Source organism: Pedobacter sp. SG908, assembly GCF_011759615.1.
Lineage (GTDB): Bacteria > Bacteroidota > Bacteroidia > Sphingobacteriales > Sphingobacteriaceae > Pedobacter > Pedobacter riviphilus.
The window spans coordinates 3,540,395-3,564,060 of sequence record NZ_JAAOYY010000001.1 but is presented as its reverse complement, the minus strand read 5'-3'; the positions used below and the strand labels follow the sequence as shown (position 1 = coordinate 3,564,060).

General features: G+C 38.0%; 25 protein-coding genes. 8 read left to right on the top strand and 17 right to left on the bottom strand.

The genetic code is table 11. The features are described 5' to 3' along the window. Positions 1–91: 91 nt before the first annotated feature. Together FHT21_RS14475 and FHT21_RS14470 are read right to left on the bottom strand one after the other, a co-directional pair. Positions 92–1,006 carry a pyridoxal-phosphate dependent enzyme gene (locus FHT21_RS14475; protein WP_208398924.1) on the bottom strand — a complete coding sequence of 305 codons (915 nt, stop codon included), beginning with the start codon at positions 1,004–1,006 and terminating at the stop codon, positions 92–94. A gap of 19 nt (positions 1,007–1,025) precedes the next feature. Beyond that, positions 1,026–2,054 carry a DUF6588 family protein gene (locus FHT21_RS14470; RefSeq protein WP_167295341.1) on the bottom strand — a complete coding sequence of 343 codons (1,029 nt, stop codon included), beginning with the start codon at positions 2,052–2,054 and terminating at the stop codon, positions 1,026–1,028. Positions 2,055–2,156: 102 nt separating this feature from the next. Between FHT21_RS14470 and FHT21_RS14465 the strand changes: the two genes are divergently transcribed. The 3 genes from FHT21_RS14465 (at position 2,157) to FHT21_RS14455 (ending at position 4,905) form a co-directional block, all read left to right on the top strand. After that, a complete protein-coding gene (locus FHT21_RS14465; protein WP_167295340.1) occupies positions 2,157–3,185 on the top strand; it encodes an RluA family pseudouridine synthase in 1,029 nt (342 codons plus the stop codon). 3 nt (positions 3,186–3,188) lie between these two features. Next, positions 3,189–4,028, top strand: a complete 840-nt coding sequence (locus FHT21_RS14460) for an aminotransferase class IV (RefSeq protein ID WP_167295339.1) — start codon at positions 3,189–3,191, stop codon at positions 4,026–4,028. 130 nt (positions 4,029–4,158) lie between these two features. Continuing rightward, positions 4,159–4,905, top strand: a complete 747-nt coding sequence (locus tag FHT21_RS14455) for a hypothetical protein (RefSeq protein WP_167295338.1) — start codon at positions 4,159–4,161, stop codon at positions 4,903–4,905. A 71-nt stretch (positions 4,906–4,976) separates the two neighbouring features. On the opposite strand, the gene fmt is transcribed toward FHT21_RS14455, so the two are convergent. Continuing rightward, positions 4,977–5,885 (bottom strand): methionyl-tRNA formyltransferase, encoded by a 909-nt coding sequence (gene fmt / locus FHT21_RS14450; RefSeq protein ID WP_167295337.1) that lies wholly within the window; start codon positions 5,883–5,885, stop codon positions 4,977–4,979. Positions 5,886–5,977: 92 nt separating this feature from the next. Here fmt and FHT21_RS14445 point away from each other — a divergent pair, with 92 nt between their 5' ends. Beyond that, positions 5,978–7,021: a DNA topoisomerase IB gene (locus FHT21_RS14445; RefSeq protein WP_167295336.1), complete on the top strand. Its 1,044-nt coding sequence runs from the start codon at positions 5,978–5,980 to the stop codon at positions 7,019–7,021. A 31-nt stretch (positions 7,022–7,052) separates the two neighbouring features. After that, positions 7,053–8,912, top strand: coding sequence for a PAS domain-containing sensor histidine kinase (locus FHT21_RS14440; protein ID WP_167295335.1), 1,860 nt, complete (start codon positions 7,053–7,055; stop codon positions 8,910–8,912). A 28-nt stretch (positions 8,913–8,940) separates the two neighbouring features. Here the strand turns inward: FHT21_RS14440 and FHT21_RS14435 are convergent, their stop codons facing one another. Both FHT21_RS14435 and FHT21_RS14430 read right to left on the bottom strand, forming a co-directional pair. Further along, a complete protein-coding gene (locus FHT21_RS14435) occupies positions 8,941–9,147 on the bottom strand; it encodes a hypothetical protein (protein ID WP_167295334.1) in 207 nt (68 codons plus the stop codon). A gap of 142 nt (positions 9,148–9,289) precedes the next feature. Further along, positions 9,290–10,558, bottom strand: a complete 1,269-nt coding sequence (locus FHT21_RS14430; RefSeq protein WP_167295333.1) for a DUF1343 domain-containing protein — start codon at positions 10,556–10,558, stop codon at positions 9,290–9,292. A 178-nt stretch (positions 10,559–10,736) separates the two neighbouring features. On the opposite strand from FHT21_RS14430, the gene FHT21_RS14425 reads away from it, so the two are divergent. Then, complete coding sequence (locus FHT21_RS14425; RefSeq protein WP_167295332.1) at positions 10,737–11,957, top strand: FtsX-like permease family protein; 1,221 nt, start codon at positions 10,737–10,739, stop codon at positions 11,955–11,957. Positions 11,958–12,012: 55 nt separating this feature from the next. Here the strand turns inward: FHT21_RS14425 and FHT21_RS14420 are convergent, their stop codons facing one another. From FHT21_RS14420 to FHT21_RS14410, 3 genes are read right to left on the bottom strand one after another with little or no spacing between them, the layout of a single operon-like run. Further along, positions 12,013–12,414 carry a hypothetical protein gene (locus FHT21_RS14420; protein WP_167295331.1) on the bottom strand — a complete coding sequence of 134 codons (402 nt, stop codon included), beginning with the start codon at positions 12,412–12,414 and terminating at the stop codon, positions 12,013–12,015. Positions 12,415–12,427: 13 nt separating this feature from the next. After that, positions 12,428–12,874, bottom strand: coding sequence for a hypothetical protein (locus tag FHT21_RS14415; RefSeq protein WP_167295330.1), 447 nt, complete (start codon positions 12,872–12,874; stop codon positions 12,428–12,430). A gap of 36 nt (positions 12,875–12,910) precedes the next feature. Beyond that, positions 12,911–13,711 (bottom strand): tRNA pseudouridine synthase A, encoded by an 801-nt coding sequence (locus FHT21_RS14410; RefSeq protein WP_167295329.1) that lies wholly within the window; start codon positions 13,709–13,711, stop codon positions 12,911–12,913. Between the two features lie 74 nt (positions 13,712–13,785). Here FHT21_RS14410 and FHT21_RS14405 point away from each other — a divergent pair, with 74 nt between their 5' ends. Beyond that, a complete protein-coding gene (locus tag FHT21_RS14405; RefSeq protein WP_208398923.1) occupies positions 13,786–14,169 on the top strand; it encodes a YchJ family metal-binding protein in 384 nt (127 codons plus the stop codon). A gap of 81 nt (positions 14,170–14,250) precedes the next feature. Here FHT21_RS14405 and mazG read toward each other — a convergent pair whose 3' ends face one another. From mazG to mnmD, 6 genes are all read right to left on the bottom strand, one after another. Further along, positions 14,251–15,057, bottom strand: coding sequence for a nucleoside triphosphate pyrophosphohydrolase (mazG, locus tag FHT21_RS14400; protein WP_167295328.1), 807 nt, complete (start codon positions 15,055–15,057; stop codon positions 14,251–14,253). 20 nt (positions 15,058–15,077) lie between these two features. Beyond that, positions 15,078–15,527, bottom strand: a complete 450-nt coding sequence (locus tag FHT21_RS14395) for a hypothetical protein (RefSeq protein ID WP_167295327.1) — start codon at positions 15,525–15,527, stop codon at positions 15,078–15,080. Between the two features lie 17 nt (positions 15,528–15,544). Beyond that, the gene (locus tag FHT21_RS14390) at positions 15,545–15,841 is read right to left on the bottom strand and encodes a hypothetical protein (RefSeq protein WP_116253049.1); all 297 of its coding nucleotides are present in this window, start codon (positions 15,839–15,841) and stop codon (positions 15,545–15,547) included. A gap of 1 nt (position 15,842) precedes the next feature. After that, the gene (locus tag FHT21_RS14385) at positions 15,843–16,952 is read right to left on the bottom strand and encodes an AI-2E family transporter (protein WP_167295326.1); all 1,110 of its coding nucleotides are present in this window, start codon (positions 16,950–16,952) and stop codon (positions 15,843–15,845) included. 78 nt (positions 16,953–17,030) lie between these two features. Continuing rightward, a complete protein-coding gene (locus FHT21_RS14380; protein WP_167295325.1) occupies positions 17,031–17,978 on the bottom strand; it encodes an aldo/keto reductase in 948 nt (315 codons plus the stop codon). Between the two features lie 556 nt (positions 17,979–18,534). After that, entirely contained in the window at positions 18,535–19,197 is a 663-nt protein-coding gene (mnmD, locus tag FHT21_RS14375; RefSeq protein WP_167295324.1) for a tRNA (5-methylaminomethyl-2-thiouridine)(34)-methyltransferase MnmD, read from the bottom strand. A 226-nt stretch (positions 19,198–19,423) separates the two neighbouring features. Between mnmD and FHT21_RS14370 the strand changes: the two genes are divergently transcribed. Then, complete coding sequence (locus tag FHT21_RS14370) at positions 19,424–19,762, top strand: MmcQ/YjbR family DNA-binding protein (RefSeq protein WP_167295323.1); 339 nt, start codon at positions 19,424–19,426, stop codon at positions 19,760–19,762. Between the two features lie 49 nt (positions 19,763–19,811). On the opposite strand, the gene FHT21_RS14365 is transcribed toward FHT21_RS14370, so the two are convergent. From FHT21_RS14365 to FHT21_RS14355, 3 genes are all read right to left on the bottom strand, one after another. Next, positions 19,812–20,276, bottom strand: coding sequence for a DinB family protein (locus FHT21_RS14365; protein WP_167295322.1), 465 nt, complete (start codon positions 20,274–20,276; stop codon positions 19,812–19,814). Positions 20,277–20,299: 23 nt separating this feature from the next. Then, positions 20,300–21,115 carry a DUF2625 domain-containing protein gene (locus tag FHT21_RS14360; RefSeq protein WP_167295321.1) on the bottom strand — a complete coding sequence of 272 codons (816 nt, stop codon included), beginning with the start codon at positions 21,113–21,115 and terminating at the stop codon, positions 20,300–20,302. 281 nt (positions 21,116–21,396) lie between these two features. Next, the gene (locus tag FHT21_RS14355) at positions 21,397–23,430 is read right to left on the bottom strand and encodes a M13 family metallopeptidase (protein WP_167295320.1); all 2,034 of its coding nucleotides are present in this window, start codon (positions 23,428–23,430) and stop codon (positions 21,397–21,399) included. Positions 23,431–23,666: the final 236 nt, after the last annotated feature.

The following is a 23,666-nucleotide window of genomic DNA, read 5'->3' as shown; positions in this document are numbered from 1 at the left end:
CAACTTACAGGGTAGTCTTATATATTTATATGAATTCAGCAATCATTAAAGGTTAAATAATTTAAAGGGAGCAGAAATGCCCCCTTTTTATTTAAAATTTATCTTTCGTCCCCAAAAGCCCCATTAATCCTCCGGTATGAATGGCGAGGACCTTTTCATCCTTATCGATAACTCCTTGTTTCTGTAAATCGATAATGGCATAAAACATTTTTGCGGTATAAACAGGATCTGAAAGTAAGCCGGTTTGAGCTGTAAAGGTTTTGATAAAGCCGATCAGTTCGGGGGTAGTTTTGGCATAACCGCCGAAATGATAATCGAGATGAAGTTTCAACTGATCGGAAAATGGAGTGTATTTCTCTATTTCATCTTTAATAAACGAGCCGCCTTTTAACACAGGAATAATGTGCAGCTGGGTATTTAATCCCTGTTGCCGAATTCCTTTTAACAATCCTGCTGCAGTTGTACCGGTTCCGGCGGCACAGAAAATATGATCGTAAGTTTCGGTTAACTCGCCAATAATTTCTGCACAGCCAATTGTCGCCTCCTCTGAAGCTCCACCTTCATCAACAAAATAAGCCTGGGTATCATTGGCAAAATGTTGCCCAAATAATTGTTGTTTATCCCGGTAACTTTCTCGGTCAGTAAAAATGAGTTTCATCCCAAATAAACTGCATAGCAATAACATCTCATTTTTTACTTCTTCTCCACGTACAAAAGCTGTTGCGGTTAAGCCTGACCTTGATGCTGCAGCGGCTGTAGCCACAAGGTGATTGGAGTAAGCACCCCCAAAAGTAACCAGATGCGTTTTGTGATCTGCTTTGGCCTTCGCTAAAATATATTTAAGCTTACGCCATTTATTCCCAGAAATATAAGGATCAATAAGATCATCCCGCTTAACAAACAGGTTATTAAAAGGCGCAAATGTTATTTTTTGTACCGGGCTATATATTTCTTCGAACACGCGTAAAAATAAAAAACACCTGAGTATTTCAGGTGTTTTAAGCATTATTATATTCGAAAATTAATTATTTACCGATACCAAAGCCAAAACCGGCATTAACCATGCTGTATTTTGCCTGGGTATACGAACCATAAAATTTAAAGAAACCAAACTTCAACTGAAAGCCTAAACTTCCCCTTACACCATCAATATCGGTTTGTTTCACCGAGATTGGATCAACATAAGTTGCATTGTTTGCGCCATCTTCGAATTTATAAGTACCAAGCGCCTTTAAATTGGTGTTAGAGGTTTGATAACCGATGCTGGCAAAAGGAGTGAAAAACATGATTTTCTTAGAAATGATGGCATCAAAATTTACCCCATTGAATTTGGCATCAATACGCTGATCCGAATTTGCCGTATTATTGATATTCAAAGGCAAATTATATTTGTACTGGGTAAAGCCTCCTGCGATTGCGATATCTACGGGTATTAATTTCTCTGTGGTCGAACCCATAAAAGGAGGTAAAAGTTCAACTTTTGCACCGAAGCCGATCATCGATAAGCTTCCTAAATCGCTACCTAATTTAATCTTTGGCATCGCCCTTAAGGTAACATCAATGTTTTTGGGTAAGCCCAAAGTAGCCTGGATTTGTGAAGAAGGTACTATATGAAAACCTACACCCTGTGGCAGGTTAAAGAATTTATTGGTCGGAATTCCACTGCTGGTATAAATCTGCATTTTACCCCCTTCATGGTCATCGCCAAAGGCAGTAGGACCTATAGATGATGCTCCTGGGGCAGGTTTAATATTGCTTAAACCCAATGCATTTACATCGTAACTTCTGGCCGATTGCGGAACAAAGGCTGCTGAAGCGGAAATACGGACATCGAACTTTAAAAAACCTTTCGATTTGGCAGTGTTCGACCATCCATCGGTTAAACCCAAGCCCAAGCCTTTGTATAAAGGATCAAAATAGGCATTAACCAGTTTGGTTGCATCTGCTGGTCCGCCCACAAATAAGTCTCCAACATCTTGTTGAGCACTTGCTTTTTGAGCCATTACCAATAAAAATAAGGCACATAAGGCCTTTAAAGCGTAACATTTTTTCATATAAATGATTTAGGATGATTTGATTGTACTAAAGATAGGGTTGTTTTTCCGAAAACTGTAATCATTAAAAAATTCTTGAGGTTAAAAGTTTATTTTTGTCCCATGGAAAATGTGGTCGAATTGCAAGAATCAGAAGAGCAGGAATTATATGAACATTTAAAAATAATTGTCGATAAGGGGCAGTCTTTGCTGCGTATCGATAAGTTTTTGATGGTGCGCGTAGAAAATGCCTCGCGAAACCGTATTCAAAATGCAATTGATGCAGGGAATGTACTGGTTAATCAGAAACAGATCAAAGCGAGTTATAAGGTTAAACCTTATGATGAAATATCTATTGTTTTACCTCATCCGCCACGCGACACCGAGGTTTATCCTGAAGATTTACCGCTTGATATTATTTACGAGGATAGCGATCTTTTGGTGGTGAATAAAGCTGCAGGGATGGTTGTGCATCCTGGGTTCAATAACTATACCGGAACTTTGGTTAATGCTTTGGCATTCCATTTTGAACAACTGCCTCAGCTGCCAGGCAATGATGGCCGACCAGGGTTAGTGCATCGTATTGATAAGGATACTTCTGGTTTATTGCTGATCAGTAAAAATGAAAAATCGATTACCCACCTGGCCCGTCAGTTTTTCGACCACAGCATTACCCGTAAATATATTGCACTGGTTTGGGGCGATATCGAAAACGATGGAACAGTAACTGGTTACATCGGAAGGAGTGCCAAAGACCGTCGTGTAATGGACATTTACGATGATGAAGAAAAAGGGAAATGGTCGGTAACACATTATAAAGTATTAAAACGTCTTGGTTATGTAACTTTGATCAGTTGTGAGCTCGAAACCGGTCGTACGCACCAGATCAGGGCGCACATGCAGCATATTGGTCACCCACTTTTTAACGATGCAATGTATGGTGGTGACAAGATTTTAAAAGGAACTACGTTTAATAAGTACAAACAGTTTGTAGATAATTGTTTCGAATTGTTGCCCCGTCAGGCTTTACACGCACAAAGTTTGGGTTTTATCCACCCCACGACTAAAGCGTATATGTATTTTGAATCGCCATTGCCACCCGATTTTAAAGCTGGCTTAACCAAATGGGAAAATTATATCGCTACATCATAAAATATGCTTCAGGAGTACCTTTTATTTAATGATGAATTTCTGGCGGTAGATGCCCCAATTTTAACCGCTTCGAATAGAAGTTTCAAATTTGGTGATGGATTGTTCGAAAGTATGCGGATGATCAATAATAAGCTGCAATTTGCAGACTTACATGCAGATAGATTAACCGCGGGTATGAAAGCGTTAAAAATCGACGGACATGCTTTAATGGATGATTATTTTCTGCGTCAAAAAACCGCCGATTTAGCAAAACGCAACAAATGGAACGGTAATGTCCGTTTCCGCCTTTCTGTTTACAGGGGCGGAGCAGGTGTTTACACGCCTGAAACAAATAAAGCAGGTTATGTTTTAGAAGGCATTCCCTTAAAAGCATCTACATATGAGTTAAATAGCAAAGGTTTGATCATTGATGTTTTTGACGAAATGACTAAGCCGGTTAATAAACTCTCGAATTTTAAAACCTCCAACGCCTTGCTTTATGTAATGGCCGGCCTTTTTAAAAGCCAGAACCGTTTGGATGAGGCGATGATTCTGAACCAATATGGCTTTCTTTGCGAAAGCATTAGTGCAAATGTTTTTGTAGTGTACAATAAACAGATTTATACCCCTTCACTTGCTGAAGGTTGCATAAGTGGTGTAATGCGTACAACCATTATGCAGTTGTGCAAAATGAACGATATGCCTTTAATCGAAGCACAAATTAACCCTGAAATATTAAAAGAAGCCGAAGAGGTTTTTATTACCAACGCCACTCAGGGCATACAATGGGTGATGGGCTACGGTCGAAAGCGCTACTTTAACGAAGTTTCGAAGGTTTTAATCGATAAACTGAACGCTTTATAGGATTAACAAGTGATAAGTTTGTGAGGCAAATTTCTTTTGCTTCGCCGATGTTACATTTTATTTCTGCCGATTTGTGTTTGCCTGAACTATATTTTTAGTATTATTGGTTACACACACAAATTTAACCGAAATGAAAAAATTACTCATTCTCGTAATGGCTTGCTATGGCCTGAACGCACGTTCACAACAGTTGAACGAATCCAGAAACTTTCTGTATTTCTATTCAGATTCTACAGTTTATGCACAAAAGATCAGATTACGCCCCGATTTTACAGGCAGCTGGTCGCTGCGGGCCGATTCAAGGCGGGTGCCGGTGTCGCAGGTCAAATTTTTTAACAATGAGGATGGTTTCTTTGCCAATACCCGGAAACTCAATCTTTTGGGACAGGCTTCCTTTGCGGAGCGGATAATTGAAGGTAAACTCAATATTTATCAGGAAGTGGTTTACGATGATGCTCCTATTGACGCTGAATACTACGGCTTTAGAGATTACCGGAGGCAAGTGGTGAACAACCGAATGTTTATGAACAAAAGCTACAACGACCTGAAAAAAGTAAATTACCGCAATTTAAACGAGGCCATGGCCGATAATCCTAAAAGTTTAGCATTGTTAAGGCAGTACAGAAACACCAAAATTACCGGCATTGCCATGTATGTAGCGGCTGGGGCTGCAATTATAGCCAGTGGGGTTACATTAATGGCTGAGGGTAAACAAATAGGGACCTCATTCGGCGGTGTGCCCAAATATGCTGACCGCAATTATACCGGTAGTTTTGTTTTGCTGGGACTAGGCGCCGCTTTGAGTATAGGTGGTTATTTTGTCAGCGAATCTGGTAAAAAAAATATCGAAAGAGCTGTCGATAATTATAATCGCTAGTGTTTAAAATGATTACCAGACAGTGCATAATTAAGCCTGTCTGGTGATTTTTCAAGCTTTGTAAATCAGTTTTACAAGCGCATTCCCCTTAAAAAGTCTTCAATCAGCATCCGTTTTTTTCCTTCGTACTGAATATCTAACAGTTTAATAAAGCCATCTTTAGCGGCAAATTTCAAATAGGTTTTGCCATCTGTTAAAAAACCTCCAGCAACAATGCCCGGTTCTTTATCTTCTATTTCGGCCTTGAATATCTTTAGTATTTTATCGTTTAAAAAAGTAAAGGCAGTAGGGTACGGGCTCAGTCCGCGGATTAAATTATAAATGGTTTGCGTCTGATTGTTCCAATCGATTTTGCAATCATCTTTAAAAATTTTAGGCGCATGTTTTAAATCGCCGCTTTGTGGTTGAGGCTGTTCGCTAACCTCACCAGCCTCAATCGCTTTAAGCGTTTTTACCAGCAGGTTGGCACCAACAACCATTAGTTTATCGTGCAGCTCGCCGGCGGTTTCGTTATCGGCAATGGCAACACTATCGCTCAGAATAATATTACCGGTATCAATTTCATGTGTAAGGAAAAACGTAGTTACACCACTTTCTTTCTCTCCATTAATAATGGCATGGTTAATCGGGGCTGCACCACGGTATTGCGGTAAAAGCGAGCCATGGAGATTAATAGTTCCCTTTGGCGGCATATTCCATACTACTTCCGGTAACATTCTAAAAGCCACTACAACTTGTAAATCGGCTTTATAGCTGGCAAGGATTTCGAGAAATTCAGGGTTTTTCAGCTTTTCTGGCTGTAACACCGGAATATTTTTTTCTACAGCATATTTTTTTACTGCACTTTCATTCAGTTTTTGACCACGGCCTGCAGGTTTGTCTGGCGCAGTAACCACTGCTACTACATCGAAATTGGCTTGTACTAAGGCATCTAAAGAGGCTACCGCAAAATCGGGCGTACCCATAAAAACTATTTTCATAATGAAAGTGTTGTGTTTCTAAAAATAACGTGGCTACCCACGTTTAAGTTCTGCAAAATAACTAAAAATAAACCCATACTTATAAGCAAAAAATGGTACAAGGCAAAGATGTTGTTCAGGCAAGTGGATTGGTGTATGTAACTGATAGCATGCCTGGGATTTACCGTAAAGGAAAACCAGGGAAATTTTATTATGAAGATAAAGATGGGAACAAAATAACAGCAGAGAAACACCTAGACCGGATAAAAGCATTGGTTATTCCACCAGCATGGCAAAATGTATGGATAGCCAATAAACCTAACGCATACCTGCAGGTTACAGGCATTGATGCTGCTGGGAGGAAACAATATAAATATCACTCCAAGTGGACAAGCCGCCGTTCTGAAGATAAATATTTCCGCCTCCTCGAATTTGGCAAAGCCCTACCTAAAGCCCGGAAAAACTTACAGAAAGACCTCCGCCGAAAAAATTTTGACGAGCGTAAGGTATTGGCCATTTCGGTAGATGTGCTCCAGAAAACACTGATTAGGGTAGGCAACGAAAGCTATAAGCAATTGTATGGCTCTTTCGGCCTTACCACCCTGCGAGATAAGCATGTAAAAATAAATGGCAGTAAAATTACCATGGATTTTGTGGGTAAAAAAGGAGTGCGGCAAAAAGTAGAGCTGAACGACCGCACACTGGCCAAATTGGTTAAAAAATGCCGGGATATTCCAGGGCAGGAACTTTTTCAGTTTTACACCAATGGCAACGAACACAAAAGCATCGATTCTGGTAAAATAAATGCCTACATTAAAGAAATTACGGGCGATGATTTCACTGCAAAAGATTTCAGGACCTGGGGTGGCACCCTCGAAGCCATGCGCCAGTTTGCCCAGTGCCAGTTTAATGAAAATGCCGGTTTAAACAGTAAAAAAACAATTGTTGCCGTTTTAGATTGTGTAGCCAAAAAACTAGGTAATACCCGTGCAGTATGTAAAAGCGCTTACGTTTACCCGTTTTTGCTTACAGCTTACGAGAACAATCAGCTGGAAAAATATCTGAAAAAGATCAATAATAACTCGCTTAAGGGTAAAGTTAGCTTAGAACACAACGAAAAGGTGTTATTATCTTTTCTAAAATCAGATAGTAAGTAAAAAAGCAATTATATTTGTTTTTTATCCTGTTATGTTAATTAACCTCGACGATACAGCCAATATTTTTAACACGCTTATAGAAGAGTCTCCAATGCCAATTGCACTTTATATTGGCGAAAATATGGTTATTCAGGTGGCCAACAGGGCTATGCTTAAAGCCTGGGGGAGAGATGCATCGGTAATAGGTAAAGAATTGGCCCTGGCACTGCCCGAGTTAAAAGATCAACCCTTTCTTAATATCCTCAACCAGGTAAGAAATACCGCGGTGGCTTACGAAGCCAAAGAAGATAAGGTGGTACTTTTAAATGATAATGTACTCCAAACCTTCTATTTCGATTTTATTTATAAACCGTTAATGGATACCGAAGGAAAGGTTTGGGGCATTTTAAATAATGCTACCGATGTAACCGAACTGGTAAATGCCAAGTTTAAAGTAGAGCAAAGTGAGGCTTTGTTTAGGCAAATGATTTATGATGCACCTGTAGCCATTGGCATTTTGAGGGGGAGAGATCTTATTATAGAAGATGCCAATGATGATCTGTTAAAAATATGGGGAAAAAGTAAAGCTGTAATTGGTTTAAAACTTTTAGATGGATTGCCTGAAATTATTGGTCAACCTTTTCCTGAACTTTTGCTACAGGTTTACGATAGCGGAGTTGCCCATTATGGTTATGAAACGATGGCCCGGCTGAAGCGCAACGGAGTTTTAGGCGATTTTTATTTCAACTTTGTTTACGATCCGATTTTAGATCAGGATGGTCAGGTTTCTGGTATTATGGTAGTTGCCAACGAAATTACTTTACAGGTTATTTCAAAAATGGAAGCTGCTAAAAGCGAAGAGCGTTTTCGGAATTTTCTTTATGATATCCCCATGGCCACCGCTTATTATGAAACTGAAAATATTATCATCAGACTGGCTAATGATGAAATGCTCCGGTTTTGGGGCAAAGATAAAAGTGTGATTGGCAAAACCGTTGAAGAAGCTATACCAGAATTAAACGTACAGCCATTTGTCGGTATTTTAAAAGAAGTGTACCGTACCGGAATTACCTACCATGCCGATCAGGAAGAAGCCCGTTTACTGGTTGATGGCCAGGAAGAAAAACGGTGGTTCAGTTTTACGTATAAACCGCTTAAAGATTCGAATGGTGAGGTATATGCCATAATTCATGCCGCAATGGATGTTACCAAGCAAGTGCAGTTACAACGACAAAAAGACGAATTTTTGGGGATTGCCAGCCATGAATTAAAAACACCTGTAACCAGTATTAAAGCATATGCTCAAGTGCTCGAACGCATGATCAGAAATGAAGGTGATGAGAAAAAGGCAAATATGGTTCGCAAGATGGATCAGCAGTTAAACCGGCTGACCGGATTGATTGGCGATTTATTGGATGTTACCAAAATTCAATCGGGCAAAATGACTTTTAACCCTGTAGAATTTAATTTTGATGCAGCGGTTGAAGAAATTGTAGGCGAAATGCAGCACATCAGTTCTAAACACAGAATTATCTGCAGTTTATCCAGTAAAGCAGTTGTTTATGCCGATAAGCAGCGTATTGGGCAGGTAATCATTAATTTTCTATCTAATGCAATTAAATACTCAACCGATGCCAATGAGATAGATGTAACTACATTTAATCAGGATGGAGAGGTTGTTTTAGGCGTTAAAGATTATGGCATCGGAATTTCGAAGGATATGCAACACCTGGTATTTGATCAGTTTTACCGCATAGACGGCAATTTACAGCATACCTATCCTGGATTGGGCTTAGGCCTTTACATTTCGGCCGAAATTATTAAAAGTGAGGGTGGCAGAATTTGGGTTGAAAGTACAACCGGACAAGGCGCTACTTTTTTCTTTGCGCTAAAAATCAAATCGTTCAGATAATACCGCAGGCTGCAATCTGAAAGATCATTTATGTTTTCGGAGCTTTCTTGATCGGATGCACAGGCTGTTCTTCGTTCTCACGCTGTTTAGCTGGATTATTCGTCCGAACAGGCTTATTGGGTAAGCTGTCGTTTTCCTTTCTAACCGTTTTATGGTCTATAGGTTCTCGGCCTTTAGGTACCTCTTCCTGGTAATTACTTCCGGGTTTATCGCTTTTAACTTTTGGACCGCTCATAATTTTAATGATGAATTTTGAATGATTGAGTTTTTTAATGATTGAATAGCACAGCGCCTATCAACTATCAATAATAACAAATCTCTATCTGTTAAGTTTGAAAATATTGCAAGAGTTATTGAATCCCGTTCTCATTCAATAATTAATTGTACAGCAAATATTTCTTACGCATGGCTTTGTAGGCACTTAGGCCTGGTTCCCAGCTTGCTCTAATTTCTGCTTCGCTTTTTCCATCAATTACCTGTTGCCTAAAATCTGCCACACCAACTAATCTTTCAATAGTACCCATTTCTTTACTTAATTTACTATTAAAGAAATCTTCCTTTTTTGGTGATGCCTTATACAGTTCGATTAACCAGCTAATGTTTACCTGTTTCGATTTTATCAGTTTTGAGGTATCATAAGTTCTTAAATCTAAGCCGTAACAAACCTGATCTTGAAATAATGGTGTTTCAGACATTCCTTTTATACTTTTGGGCGTAAAACTGAAATCGAATTTCCCTTTAAGGTAAGGTGCTCCAACAACTGTAAAAGGAAACATTGTTCCACGGCCGTGGTTTAAATACGTGCCTTCAAATAAACAGGTAGATGGATAAAGTAAAATAGATTGCTGTGTATTCAGGTTAGGAGAAGGTTTAACAGGTAAAGTATATTCCATATCATGATCATAATTGGCATTTTTGATAATGGTAATCTTGCACTTCACCTTATCTTTTAACCAGCCTTCGCCATTTAGCATCTGCGCATATTCGCCAACCGTTAAGCCGTGAGCAATTGGAATAGGTTGTACACCAATACCCGATTTAAATTTTGGATCTAAAATCGGCCCATCAATTAAATAGCCATTTGGATTTGGACGGTCTAAAATCAATAATGTTTTATTGTTTGCGGCACAAGCCTCCATAACATGCTGTAAGGTATTTATATAGGTGTAAAAACGAACACCAACATCTTGAATGTCAAACACCATAATGTCGATGTCTGCTAAGTCTTCAGCAGTAGGTGTGCTGTGTTTGCCATAAAGTGAAATGGCTTTTATGCCTGTTTTGGTATCAACATCATCATTAACAGTAACACCGGCACTGGCGTTTCCTCTAAAACCATGCTCAGGACCAAATATTTTCTGGATTTTAATACCTCGTTTCAGCAAGCTATCAACCGAAGTCTGCGTTCCAATAATCGATGTAGGGTTAACTACCATACCAACACGTTTACCTTTTAATAGGGGAAGATATTTTTCTGTCTGCTCTGCACCGGTTTTAATTGCCGATGGCAGCTTAACAGTCTTGATCATTAGTTTTCTGTTTTCCGGGCTTTTCTTTCCAAGAACTTCTTGTTCGAGTGGTTTAGGTTGTCCGCAGGCCGATAATGCAATTAAACTGGTTAAAGCAAAGCTGATGTAATTTTTCATTTTCAGTATATTCTAATCTTCCGGTATTATAACAAAACAATTTACAACATATTTCATTTATGCTATTGGTATTTTCTTGTTACAACTTAATGGTTGATGTTTAAAGTTGGTTATTTATTTTTGAAAATGCCATTTTTAAAAAGGAATTGAGCATTTTTGTTAATACAAATTGATTAAATTGAATTTCGAATATTTCATAGCAAGGCGGATAGCCATTAAATCTGAGCGTACTTTTTCAAAACTTATTGTCCGCATTGCAATAGCAGGTGTGATGTTGAGTTTGGCTGTTATGATTCTTTCTATAGCCATTATTAAAGGTTTTAAAACTGAAATTCAGGATAAAGTAAGGGGTTATTTAGGCGATGTACAGATTACCCGTTACGATCTGAATAATTCATTTGAGCATTCTCCCTTTGTATTAGATGGAGAAACGCAAAAGATGCTCAAAAACAATTCCGATATCGAATATTATTATCCTTTTGCGACAAAACCGGGCATCCTTTCGGCAAATAATGAAATTGAAGGCATTAATTTTAAAGGGATAGACAAAAGCTACAAATGGGATTACATTAAACAGCATATTATCAGCGGAACCATCATCGATTTTTCTGACAGTACAGCTGCCATGCAAGAACTGCTTATTTCGAATTATACCGCTAAGCGTTTAAAGCTTAAAACAGGTGACGATTTTATCATGTATTTTGTTCAAAACCAATTGCGACCTCGTAAATTTAAAATTGTAGGTATTTACGATATAGGTGTAGAAGATATTGATAAGGGCTTTGTACTGGGCAACCTGAATATCATTAAACGCCTCAATAATTGGGAAGCGAATGAAATTGGTGGCATGGAGATCAAGATTAAGGATTTTAACAGGCTTAAGCCTATTGCCGATAATATTTATGAAAAGCTTCCACGCAATCTGCGCTCGTATTCTATTGAAGAAAATTTTCCTAATATCTTTACCTGGCTAGGCCTTCTTGATGTAAATACCAAGGTGCTTTTAATCCTGATGCTCATTGTAGGCGTAATTAACATGGTTACAGCATTGTTGATTATGATTTTAGAAAAAACAAATATGATTGGGATGCTAAAATCTTTTGGGGCCAGCAACTGGAGTATTATGAAGATTTTCCTTTACAATGCAGCTTATTTAATTGGCATTGGCTTATTACTTGGGAATATTCTGGGCTTAGGACTTGGTTTCTTACAGCAGGCCACTCACATTTTTAAACTTAACCAGGCTTCTTATTTTTTAGCCTATGCACCCATAGAGTTTCATTTTATCGATGTGCTGCTGCTTAATATCGTTACGGTAGTGGTGTGTTTAACGGTTTTGATTATTCCTTCGCTATTGATCAGCAAGGTTTCCCCGCTTAAAGCAATCAGATTTAAATAAGGAAAAAACTTGGGTCACCGAACAGATCATTTCCGATGCCCAAGCAAACCTAAACTTAAGCTTTTGTCAACTCAACTTTTACAGTTTGTGTAATAGCACTCTTCTGAAGCTGAGGGTATGGTGTGATGTCTATTAATTTTAATGAGTAATTTATGCCATTAATTTTAAGGTTTTTTACACTTTCTAATGCGCCACAAACCCCTTTGCATAAGGTAATTTCCTGATCAACGTTATTGCCCGTTAATTTGAAATATACTGTTGCACCTCCAGCGCTAATACAATCGGCATTTACTGGGCAACGGTTGTCACTAATCGATTTTAATACTAATGTAGATGCACCGATTGATTTTGAAGTATTGATTTCAAATTCGTAATTCGTTGTTTTTGTTTCAGAATTCTTCTTACATCCAAAAACAAAAGTAGATAAGGTAATAAAGAAGAATATTAAATTTTTCATTTGTGTATGCGGATTAATTACTTCTTTTTAAAATATATTCATAATCTATGGTTGCATAAGAGATAGCAGGAGAAAAATCTGTCTTTGCACTGAATCTTTTTCTAAGGGTTAAATCTACTCCACTGCTTCTAATGTCGTATTCGCCATTTAAAATCATATTCCAATCAAAATCTGCCGTCCAAACGCCCTCATCGGTAAAATATCCTATCCCATTTTTAAAGGTATAGGTTCCCTTACCTCCAGATGGTTTTAAGTTAGCATCAGCACCCGGCGTAATATTGAATTTTCCATCCTTTAACGAAATTGAAATTGGGCGGGTTACCGGCACAGACTTAATACTATTGGTAATTACCAGTACACCTGTATAGTTGCCATCCAATAAAACATCAACCGTTGTAGATTTTTTACAACCTAAAGATAAGATCAGGGCAAAAAGGAAAATACAGATTTGAACTTTCATACCCCTTAAACGGAGCTCAATATGAAAACGCTACACTTAGATTGAAATCCAGTCTATACCTTGCGTACTATGGATAAATTCAGTCCGTGGTTCGAGGTTGAGGTAGGGGTAAGTAACTTTTGAAAGGTATAGGCCTGTAGGGTGGGCGGGTAATGATAGTTTTGAAGGTTGAAGGGTAATCAGCTCGCTTTCAAATTCATCAAAGCTAAGTTCTCCTTTACCAACCATTAAAATTTTACCCATAATAATGCGGATCATTTTCCCTAAAAAGCGGTTGCTGGCAATATGAAACCTCAGCCTGTCGCCTTTTGGATTTACAAATAAATCAGCTTCCATTACATTACATATGGTATGTTCGTATTTATCCGGATGTGTACAAAAAGCCCTGTAATCTTTGTATTGGGGTAATAATTTAACAACCGCTTTCATTTTATCAAAATCCAAATTGTTTAATTGATAAAAGGAACTTTGGGTGCTTAAAAAAGGATCTTTATAGGTATGGATAAAATAATCATATTTCCGCTGTACAGCATCAAACCGGGCATGGGGTTTACCCTCCATTTTAATAATGTCGAATACCGCAATATTATAAGGTAAGGCTTTATTCAAAATATAAAGCAGATCGAAATCAATTTCTTTTTCAATATCAGCATGGAAAAAAAACTGGCTGGCATGCACATGCGCATCGGTCCGTCCACAGCCATTAATAGCAATCGGCGATTTTAAAATCTTAGAAAGTGTTTGTTCAATAACTTCCTGGACGCTTTTTACCCCAGGTTGTTTTTGCCACCCACTAAAGTACTGGCCTTGATATGCAATGTGAAAGAAATACCTCATTTTTCAGCTGCAATTTTACGGAAATTTTAGCAGCAGGAATATTAAATCATATTTTTGTGCGGTAAATTTTAATCATGGATTTAATAAACTGTCCTTGCGGAAGTGGAGTCGCCTTTAACCAGTGTTGCCAGCCTTATCATTTAAAAGTGAAAAAGGCACCAACTGCAGAAGCTTTAATGCGTTCCAGATATTCGGCTTTTGTAGTGGCAGATGCTGCTTATCTTTACGATACTACACATCGCAGTAAAAGAAAAGGGCATTCGGAAAGTGCTTATTTAAGCAGTGCGAAAAATACCAAATGGCTAAAACTCGAAATTGTTTTTTCAGATTTTGATACTGTAGAGTTTAAGGCTTATTATCTCAATAAGAAATTTCAGACTGAAGTATTGCATGAAAAATCTAACTTCAGGTTAGAAGATGGGCAATGGTATTATGTGGATGGAGAATTTTATGAATAAACTTGAAATCGCAAAATTCATATAAAATTTGCGATTCCATTCGCAGAATTAATGTGAATTTTGCGATTTTACTCCTTTTTGCTATATTTTCTTTGCTTCATTCCAGTACACATCCATCTCTGCAAGTGTCATATCGGCCAAGGCTTTTCCGTTTTCTTTTGCTTTGGTTTCGAGGTACTGGAAACGTTTAATGAATTTTTTATTGGTTTTTTCCAATGCATTTTCAGGATTGATGTTAATGAAACGTGCATAATTGATTAAAGAGAAAAGTACATCACCAAATTCTGATTCGGCCTTTTCGATATCAATGGCTGTATTATCAGCAACATTAAATTCAGTTTTAAATTCTTGAAGTTCTTCTTCTACCTTTTCCCAAACCTGATTTTTATCTTCCCAATCGAAACCCACACCGCGGGCTTTTTCCTGAATGCGGGCAGCCTTAACCAAAGCAGGTAGTGAAGAAGGAACACCGGCCAACACGGATTTGTTGCCTTCTTTCAGTTTAATCTGTTCCCAGTTTCGTTTAACATCTTCTTCGTTCTGCACTTCAACATCGCCATAAATATGTGGATGTCGGTTTACCAGTTTATCGCAAACCCCGTTTAAAACATCTGTAATGTTAAAATCATTGGTTTCGGAAGCAATTCTCGAATAGAAAACCAGATGCATCATCACATCACCAAGTTCCTTTTTAATTTCATCTAAATCGCCGTCTAAAATGGCGTCGCTTAACTCATACGTTTCCTCTATAGTTAAATGGCGCAGTGTTTCCATGGTCTGTTTTTTATCCCACGGACATTGCGTACGTAGCGTATCTAAAACAGTGAGTAAACGTGTAAAAGCATCAGCTGGATTATTGGCACTTGCAGGAATTGGATTGTTAGGCATGTTTTATGGTTGAACTATGTTTATCGAACGCTAAAGTACCAAACCCAAGCGATTAAGAAAAGCTGAAAGGGTATTCTGAACCATAAATATTTTGGTCCCGGGCCTGGCTTATGCAGATCTTCGTAATTGATGCGGTGTTTGGCAGCGTAAATATTGGCAGGTAAAATAGCAATGTAAAAAATAATTAGGGCAATCCCGGTAAAATACCTGGTGTTTTCAATCGCTAGGCCAATGGCAAATAAGATTTCCAGCACACCTGTTAAAAGTACAATTTCTACTTTTTTAGGGATAAATAGCGGAACCATAGCAGCCATACTGGTTTTAAACTTGAAATGGCCAATAGCAGTAAAAAGTAACATCACACCCATGGCGATATTACCTGCAAAAATATTTCCTTTATCAAAGGTGGTATGACCACCAAAGGCTAATAGGGCAACATAAACGATAAGTAATACAAATAAAGGTTTCATTTATTACAATTTTTAACTTACTTGATCAGATTAAAGGCAATTAAAATCGTTGCTACGAATAAGACAACCAAGCCTGATAGAAAGACAAAATCGGCAACTTTTTCTAACTTTTGACTTGCATTTCTTTCTCTTCTCATAGAGATAAAAGATAAGATACAGCTGGTCATAAAAAACATTACGGCAGCTACGGCAAATTCATCAATTATGGAACCATCGGTAAGTGCAAGTTTTTTTAAAGAAGTAAGTACAATAAAGCAAATACCTAAAAGATTGGCAGAGGTGCTTAAAATATGAGGCGATCTATTTTCGGCCATTTTAGTCTTTTTCTTCTAATTTAATCTTTTTTGTAATCCGGTAAACACGTTTCTTTTTGTCGGGTTTATGCTCTTCGCCCATTAAAATGCCCCAAGGTTTTAAGTTATCTACTCTATCGAAAATTATTTTTAACATGGCCAGATAAGGAATACATAAGAACATGCCCGATATTCCCCAAATCATTTCGCCAACTACAATACCAATAAAGGCAAATAATGCATTTATTTTTACTTTCGAACCCACCACCAGTGGCATTAATACATTTCCATCTATAGCATGAATGCCAACAAAAGTAATCAAAACCAGAAGTACCTTACCTGCACCTGCTGTTGCAAAAGTAATTAGGCAGCTTATTAACAGGGCAAAGAATATTCCCAAATAAGGAACTACATTAAAAATACCTGCAACCAGGCCCAACAGAACCGCATATTTAACACCTAATAAACTCAGTACGGTAATCATTAATACCGTAACAATAAGCATCTGCAGAAATAGACCTATAATGTATTTTTTTATGATATATTGAATCTGACTGACAATTTCTGAAACTTTTTCTTTGTGCTCTTCTCTAAAAACCGAAGTTAAAAAGGTAAATAAAACCCTACGGTAGTTTAAAATGAAAAATGTAAATAGTAGTGTAAAACCTAAAAACAATAGGGTAGAAGATAGTGTGGCCAGGGTTGTAGCAACAATAGCAGCACTGGTAGCCAAAGCTTTTTCGGTACTGTCTTTTAAATAGGAGGTAGTGTTTTCGAGATTGAAATTAAAGGTGTGTTTGCTCCATTTGTTCAATTCGGTAAAAGAATTTTCTGCTTTTGCTTTAAGTAAAGGCCAATCTGCCCATAAATCGCTTAATTGATTGCCAAAGAAATATATGATCCCTCCAATTACGGCTATCATCAGTATTACAGAAACAATAGTTGATAGACTTCGTTTAAACTTTAATCGTTGTTCTAAAAAGTTACCCACTGGCAATAGTAAAATCGCCATTAAAAAAGAGAAAAGTAAAGGAGCTAACAGCGATTGCCCTAAAATGGCAATGTAGGTTAGGCTCATTAGACAGAAAAGAACCAATGCAAGTTTGGGTAGAAATGATAGTTTGTCTTTCATATATTTTAGATTCTGTTTAATACAAAATGCCCGATTAATTGTTTTATTAATCGGGCATTTAAATATAAGAGATTATTTTTAATAGATACTCGCTTTATCTAAAAGGGAAATGTCTTCAGCAGTTAATTTTAAATTTGCTGCTTCAGTGAACGATTTTAACTGGCTTAAATCGGTAACACTTGCAATTGGGGCCGTAATTGATGGGTGATAAATTAACCAGGCCAGGGCTGCCGAAGCTAGCTCGATATGGTGCTTTTCAGCAACTTGATCTAGTGCAGCTAAAATTTTAAAGCCCCGTTCGTTCAGGAACCTTTTAATGCCCCCACCACGCTGGCTTTTATTCAGGTCATTTTCACTACGGTATTTCCCGGTTAAGAAACCACTGGCCAGCGAATAATAAGTTACAACGCCCAAGCCATAATCCAGGCAAATTTTTTCGTGTTCCTGCTCAAAGTTTTCTCTATCGTAAAGATTATATCCTGGTTGGTAAACTTCGTAACGGGGCAGGCTATGTTCGGTAGCATAAACCAAAGATTCTTTAAGTCTGTCTGCTGAAAAGTTCGATGCCCCGATCCAGCGTACTTTGCCGGCTTTAATTAAAGTTTCGTAAGCACCTAAGGTTTCTTCAACAGGTGTACTTTCGTCATCAAAATGAGAAAAATAAAGATCGATATAGTCTGTTTGTAGGCGCGATAAAGAATGTTCTACTTCATTTATGATATAATCTCTCTTTAAAGATTTACCCTGACCCATATCAGAGCCTACCTTTGTTGCAATAATTACATTATGGCGTTTATTATGTTTCTTAAGCCATTTACCAATAATCGTTTCCGATTCACCACCTTTATTTCCGGGTGCCCAACGCGAATACACATCTGCTGTATCTATAAAATTGAAACCGCTTTCTACAAATTGGTCTAATATTTCAAACGACTTTTTTTCATCAATCGTCCAGCCGAAAACATTTCCTCCAAATACGATGGGCGCAATATTTAAATCGGTTTTTCCTAAAATTCTTTTTTCCATGATATGAATATTAATAGTATGCTAACAAAATTATATGGACTGAGGTTTTGTGCAGAAGTCTGAATTATGTCAGTACTTTTTGGAAAGCAGTCAACCTTCAATTTTAAAGTTATTCCTGTCAGTCGGTTTATTGTAGTCAGTTCGTTGCCATAATCGTCTCTGATAGCTATCGGACACGGGGCAAGATAAGCGGAGCCAAAGCAATCTTTCTCCATAAATTAAAATGCGTTCTACTTTTTAGAAAAGCAAGGCCTGTGGTGCTTCGGTTAAACCCGTCCCGCCCTTTGCTTAATCCCGATAGATAAACCAATAAATAAAATAATACTCAAATCGGGATAACGCTGTCGGTCGGGTTTATTTTACCCCAGGTAGCAGTACTGTTTTAGCCTCCTAAACCCGATCGAAGCGAGATGCCGATATTTCATCGGCAGAAGCGGGAGCGGGACTGCAGAGAACCAATAGCTTCTGCTAAGCTTTCCAAAAAAGAACCTTAAGTTAAGATTTGTTTTTTAGCTTATAAACACCTAAAAACCTTATGGCCTCAACCTTTTAACCTTCAACCTTTGATGGCCCTAAGCATTTCCCTTTTCCCGGGGGCACCAGGCAATTTTTCTATGGTAAATCCACATGCTTTAATTGCTCTTTTCAATTTTCCGGTAATGGCATAGGTAACAAAAGTTCCACCAGGTTTTAAGAAACCGCAGGCATGGGCAATAATTTCATCGCTCCACATTTCTGGCTGGTGTTGTACAGAAAAGGCATCATAATAAATCAGGTCAAATTTTTGGTCGCTGCGGTACTCGGCCAATGTAGTATACGGAATTTCTAATGTGCAAAGCGAAGTTAATTTTTGAGGTGCTTTAAGCGCTTCTGGGTAATTTGAGATAAAATCTGCCCATATTACTTCAGGAACGTATGCTGAATAACCTGTTTGCTCAATCACTTCGGTAGTAAGCGGAAAGGCTTCTATGCTGGTATAATTGAGGTTGATGTTGTTCGCCCCGCAATAATCGAAGCTTAAAATAAAGTTTAATCCGGTGCCAAAACCAATTTCCAAAATAGAAATTTCAGTTTGATCGGTAGAAGCAAATTTTAATCCGGCATCAATAAATACGTGTTTGCTTTCCTGTAATGCACCATGTTTACTGTGGTAATGTTCGCCTATAGTTTCGTTATAAAGGGTGTTAGAGCCATCAGCTGTTGGGGTTATAATATTCATGAGCTTGGATTTAAAGGATGCTTGGATTTCAAGATCCTGGTACAAATATAGACAGGATCAAAACATTTGTCGATAAATTAGCCAAAGATAAGAGTGCTCATCTGCTTTAATCTTCGGACTCCCGGCTTCTGACTTTTTCTCATTGTACTTTCAACTATGGTCTTTTTTCTTTAACCTTTTGTTGTTAGCTTTGATCTCATCTAAACCCTAAACCCTAAACCCTAAAATGGATATCGAATCTTTCAGAGAATATTGTTTGAATTTACCTGGTACAACCGAGGGAATGAAATGGGGACATTTATGCTTTATGATCGAAGAAAAAATGTATTTCATTATCGCCATTGATGAAGATAATAGTTTCTCTATAAAGTGTGATCCCGAGGAGTTTGATGTATTAACGGCTAGAGATGGCATACAGCAGGCCCACCATATGGCTAAAAGACAATGGATACGTGTTGATAACCTGGAGGTGTTTAATGAAGCAGAACTGAAAAAAAGAGTGGCCGATTCGAGAGCGATGGTTTTAGCTAAGTTACCTAAGAAAACACAGGCTAAGTACGCCTAAGTTTGCCATAGAAACATGGAAGAATCGAAATATCTTCAAGACAATATTTTTATACCAGTTTCTTTAAGGCCATGATGTAGCCGATGTGCATACCCTCATGGAAAGGGATAAAATTTATCGCATCTTCTATTGAATTTAATTTCATGCCATAACGTTTATCCCATGGGTCGAACTTTAAAAAAATACCACTCGAATAATCAGCGGCTAAACGGTCCATACTGTTTAAGAGTGCATCGAAAATCGAATCAATCGCTTTCTGCTCAATAAACTTTTCAGGTTTTGTGCCGCTTAAAAATGCCGAAAAGTGTTCTTCTTTGATGGTTACTGCTAAGCCCGATCGTACATAACACATATTTTGCTGCGCCGCGGTTAAATGGGCAATATTCCAGATGATGTTATTGTTAAAACCTGCAGGGATTTTGTTTAACTGCTCGATGCTCAAATCTTTTACCAGTTCTAGTATAAAAGTCCTGGTATTTTTAATCTGGGTAATGGTAGCAAGTGTGTTAGACATTGAATTGTTTTATAAATGGCGGCTTACTGCTCGTTTTTGGTTTCTTCTTTTTTCGTTTCCTCCTTGCTGGTTTCGTCTTTTTTTATGCCTTTACCTGCATTCAGTTCTTTCGACTTCATGATATTAAAACGGTACATTTCTTCAATCCCAACAAGTTTCCGTGTGCATTTATCAATGTCGGTTCCTTCTTCCCATAAATAAGGGCGAAAGCTATAAGTTTTGGTCCCATCTAAATTTGCAATAAACTGGTTCCAACTGCTCCAACGTAAGCCTTTATAAAATTTAGAAAGATCGCTGTCGAAACAAAAAACAAGAAACTCGCCATAGCCAGCCCCAAGTGGTTGCCAGGTTAAACTGTTTGGCTCCAGGTAATACACGTTTTTGATGTCTTTGCCCAAACCACCGTAATTAATAGCGAAGAAACCGCCAACAGCATCATCGGCAATTAAAAGGTAAGGAATGTTATCGCCATACTCTTTTAAGGTTTTTCCTTTGTTCCACTCAGCAATATTCCTGTTCAATCTTTCGCTGCCCGAACCTAAAATTCTAATCCATCCGTTATCAACCATTATGCCGCCAGTATTGTAAATTACTGAGCCGAGTGTAGCATAGGTAGTCATTTGTGAGTTATATAATACTTCTTTAGCTTTTGCAGAATCAACAGGTAACACTTCAACCTTATTTTTGGCAGAGTCAATCCATTTTTGTACCAGTGGCCAAGCCGGATCGGTTTTGTTTATCAATGCTTCGAGACTGATTAACTTATTATCTTGAGCAAAGGTTATTGAAGAGAATAAAGTTAAACTTAGGATAAGAATTGTTTTGGATGCGCTTCTCATGAAAAGGGGCTTATGTTTTTCCAAAGATAGAATGATAATTAAGAATTGCTGAAGGGAGATAGATTAATTTTTTGATTTGTAGAAATATTGGACTTGATTGTGAGGGAGGGTTACCAGCCTCCAGATTTGTCTCATAACTATAAAAACTATTGGTTTTCAGAGTGAATTGATACTTTCGGTAGATGTCAGATGGTAACCTCTGAAACCACACCAATAAAAAAACGTCCCGAAAATAATCGGGACGTTTACAATATAGGGGTGATATAAATAATTAAATTAACTTACCACATTCTAATTCTGTCTTCTGGTTTTTTATAGAGCTTATCGCCAGGTTTAACATCAAAAGCATTGTACCATGCATCCATATTTACTGGTGCACCAATGGTACGGTATGGGCCTGGAGAATGTGGATCTGTTTTGATTAACTGGGCTGCACTTTCTGGTAGGATATTACCTCTCCATACCTGTGCCCAGGCCAGGAAGAAACGCTGATCTGGTGTAAAGCCATCTATTTTTTCATTACTTTGACCTTGTTTGGTCATTTTAAAAGCGGTATAAGCCGCATTTAGGCCACCTAAATCGCCAATATTTTCGCCCATGGTTAATTTACCGATTACATGAATGGTATCCAATACGGTGTAGCCATCAAACTGCTCGCCTAAAGCTTTTGTTTTAGCGTCAAATTTGGCTTTATCTTCAGCCGTCCACCAGTTTTTTAAGTTGCCGGCAGCATCGTACTGGCTTCCGCTATCATCAAAACCATGGCTCATTTCATGACCGATTACTGCACCGATACCACCGTAATTAACAGCATCATCAGCATTTGGGTCGAAGAAAGGAAACTGTAAAATGCCAGCAGGGAAAACAATTTCGTTCAAAGTAGGGCTGTAATAAGCATTAACTGTTGGAGGTGTCATGCCAAAACGTTTGCGATCAACAGGTTTGCCTAACTGATCGACCATTTCATTATACCCCCAAACACTTGCGTTGCGTAAGTTTTGGAAATAAGTATTTTTATTAATCACTAAACCATCATAGTTTTTCCATTTTTCCGGATAACCCACTTTTGGTGTAAATGCATGTAACTTAGCTAATGCTTTTTGTTTGGTTTCAGGGCTCATCCATTCTAAACCATTAATCCTGATTTCGAATGCTTTACGCAAGTTCACAATCATCTGGTTCATACGTTCTTTAGCCTCTGGTTTGAAATATTTAGCCACATAAAGCTGGCCCAATAATTCGCCAATAGTGCCATCTGTTAAAGATGACATCCTTTGCCAACGTGGTGTTTGTACTTTCTGGCCAGTTTGAGCCTGTGTGAAAGCGAAACTCGCCTTAACAAATGGAGAACTTAGACTAGAAGCAGAACCCTTTAAAATGTTCCACTCTAAATAGGTCTGCCAATCTCTAACCGGAACCGATTTCAACATTCCATCCAGGCTTGCCATAAATTTAGGCGAAGAAACCAGAACGGTATCTTGATTTTTGATTTTGAATTTAGGTAAATAGGTTGTCCAGTCAATATCCGGAGTTTTTTTGTTCAGTTCTGCAATAGTAAGTTTGTTGTAGGTGGCGTAAGGATCGCGCATTTCTAAACGGCTCATCTGCGCTTCAGCAAAGGCTTTTTCTATTTTGTAAACTGTTGCTGCTTTTTGTTTTGCTTCTTCAGGCGTACTTCCTGTTAAGGTAAATAGCGTAACCATATAGGTGTTGTAAGCCTCGCGGATTTTAATACTACGGGCATCATCTTTCAGATAATAATCACGATCGGGAAGTGTTGTACCGCCCTGACCAATATTCACCATGTATTTGTTTACATTCTTGCGGTCTTGGCCTACACCGAGTCCAAACATTCCACCGCCTAAACCATTGGTTCGCATGTAAGCAACCTGATCTAACACGCCCTGAATGTTTTTAATCTGTTTAATTTTTTCTAAATCGGCTTTTATTGGTGTATAACCCAATTTTTCTATGGTTACGCTATCCATGGCGGCCGTATAAAAATCGCCAACTCTACGCTTAACAGAACCGGCAGGAGCAGATTTATCAGCAGCGGCATCTTCTACTAAAGATTTAACGGCATTGATATTGAAATCGCGAAGTTCGTTAAATGAACCCCAACGCGTTTCTTTAGCAGGAACAGGATTATTTTTTACCCACGTACCACTTGCGTAGGTGTAGAAATCGTCGCCCGGCTTAACAGAAAGGTCCATGTTAGCAGGGTCGATAAATTTTTTGGTTTGAGCATTTGCAGAAAAGCCAGCAGCGACTATACCTAGCGCCGCAAAATATCTTTTCAAATTTTGGTATTTCATTCGCTTAATAAGTTAGTAATTATGCGAAATTTATGAAATACTAATTAATACTGGTATTATATATTAAGAATATTACTTGTTAAACCAGTAGTAAATCTTTGCTAAACCAAGCCGTCTAATGAGTTCGGATGCTGAAAAAGAAATTTTAATAGATTTCATGATTTTAAATCTTTTATACACTATTAACATTTTTTAACAAAATTTATTGTGCGCTTGTAAAAATTATTGCTATCAAG

Excerpts from the sequence above, each read along its gene's own strand:
- FHT21_RS14475 (WP_208398924.1), bottom strand. The coding sequence starts at position 1,006 with ATGCTTAAAACACCTGAAATACTCAGGTGTTTTTTATTTTTACGCGTG.
- FHT21_RS14470 (WP_167295341.1), bottom strand. The coding sequence starts at position 2,054 with ATGAAAAAATGTTACGCTTTAAAGGCCTTATGTGCCTTATTTTTATTG.
- FHT21_RS14465 (WP_167295340.1), top strand. The coding sequence starts at position 2,157 with ATGGAAAATGTGGTCGAATTGCAAGAATCAGAAGAGCAGGAATTATAT.
- FHT21_RS14460 (WP_167295339.1), top strand. The coding sequence starts at position 3,189 with ATGCTTCAGGAGTACCTTTTATTTAATGATGAATTTCTGGCGGTAGAT.
- FHT21_RS14455 (WP_167295338.1), top strand. The coding sequence starts at position 4,159 with ATGAAAAAATTACTCATTCTCGTAATGGCTTGCTATGGCCTGAACGCA.
- fmt (WP_167295337.1), bottom strand. The coding sequence starts at position 5,885 with ATGAAAATAGTTTTTATGGGTACGCCCGATTTTGCGGTAGCCTCTTTA.
- FHT21_RS14445 (WP_167295336.1), top strand. The coding sequence starts at position 5,978 with ATGGTACAAGGCAAAGATGTTGTTCAGGCAAGTGGATTGGTGTATGTA.
- FHT21_RS14440 (WP_167295335.1), top strand. The coding sequence starts at position 7,053 with ATGTTAATTAACCTCGACGATACAGCCAATATTTTTAACACGCTTATA.
- FHT21_RS14435 (WP_167295334.1), bottom strand. The coding sequence starts at position 9,147 with ATGAGCGGTCCAAAAGTTAAAAGCGATAAACCCGGAAGTAATTACCAG.
- FHT21_RS14430 (WP_167295333.1), bottom strand. The coding sequence starts at position 10,558 with ATGAAAAATTACATCAGCTTTGCTTTAACCAGTTTAATTGCATTATCG.
- FHT21_RS14420 (WP_167295331.1), bottom strand. The coding sequence starts at position 12,414 with ATGAAAAATTTAATATTCTTCTTTATTACCTTATCTACTTTTGTTTTT.
- FHT21_RS14415 (WP_167295330.1), bottom strand. The coding sequence starts at position 12,874 with ATGAAAGTTCAAATCTGTATTTTCCTTTTTGCCCTGATCTTATCTTTA.
- FHT21_RS14410 (WP_167295329.1), bottom strand. The coding sequence starts at position 13,711 with ATGAGGTATTTCTTTCACATTGCATATCAAGGCCAGTACTTTAGTGGG.
- FHT21_RS14405 (WP_208398923.1), top strand. The coding sequence starts at position 13,786 with ATGGATTTAATAAACTGTCCTTGCGGAAGTGGAGTCGCCTTTAACCAG.
- mazG (WP_167295328.1), bottom strand. The coding sequence starts at position 15,057 with ATGCCTAACAATCCAATTCCTGCAAGTGCCAATAATCCAGCTGATGCT.
- FHT21_RS14395 (WP_167295327.1), bottom strand. The coding sequence starts at position 15,527 with ATGAAACCTTTATTTGTATTACTTATCGTTTATGTTGCCCTATTAGCC.
- FHT21_RS14390 (WP_116253049.1), bottom strand. The coding sequence starts at position 15,841 with ATGGCCGAAAATAGATCGCCTCATATTTTAAGCACCTCTGCCAATCTT.
- FHT21_RS14385 (WP_167295326.1), bottom strand. The coding sequence starts at position 16,952 with ATGAAAGACAAACTATCATTTCTACCCAAACTTGCATTGGTTCTTTTC.
- FHT21_RS14380 (WP_167295325.1), bottom strand. The coding sequence starts at position 17,978 with ATGGAAAAAAGAATTTTAGGAAAAACCGATTTAAATATTGCGCCCATC.
- mnmD (WP_167295324.1), bottom strand. The coding sequence starts at position 19,197 with ATGAATATTATAACCCCAACAGCTGATGGCTCTAACACCCTTTATAAC.
- FHT21_RS14370 (WP_167295323.1), top strand. The coding sequence starts at position 19,424 with ATGGATATCGAATCTTTCAGAGAATATTGTTTGAATTTACCTGGTACA.
- FHT21_RS14365 (WP_167295322.1), bottom strand. The coding sequence starts at position 20,276 with ATGTCTAACACACTTGCTACCATTACCCAGATTAAAAATACCAGGACT.
- FHT21_RS14360 (WP_167295321.1), bottom strand. The coding sequence starts at position 21,115 with ATGAGAAGCGCATCCAAAACAATTCTTATCCTAAGTTTAACTTTATTC.
- FHT21_RS14355 (WP_167295320.1), bottom strand. The coding sequence starts at position 23,430 with ATGAAATACCAAAATTTGAAAAGATATTTTGCGGCGCTAGGTATAGTC.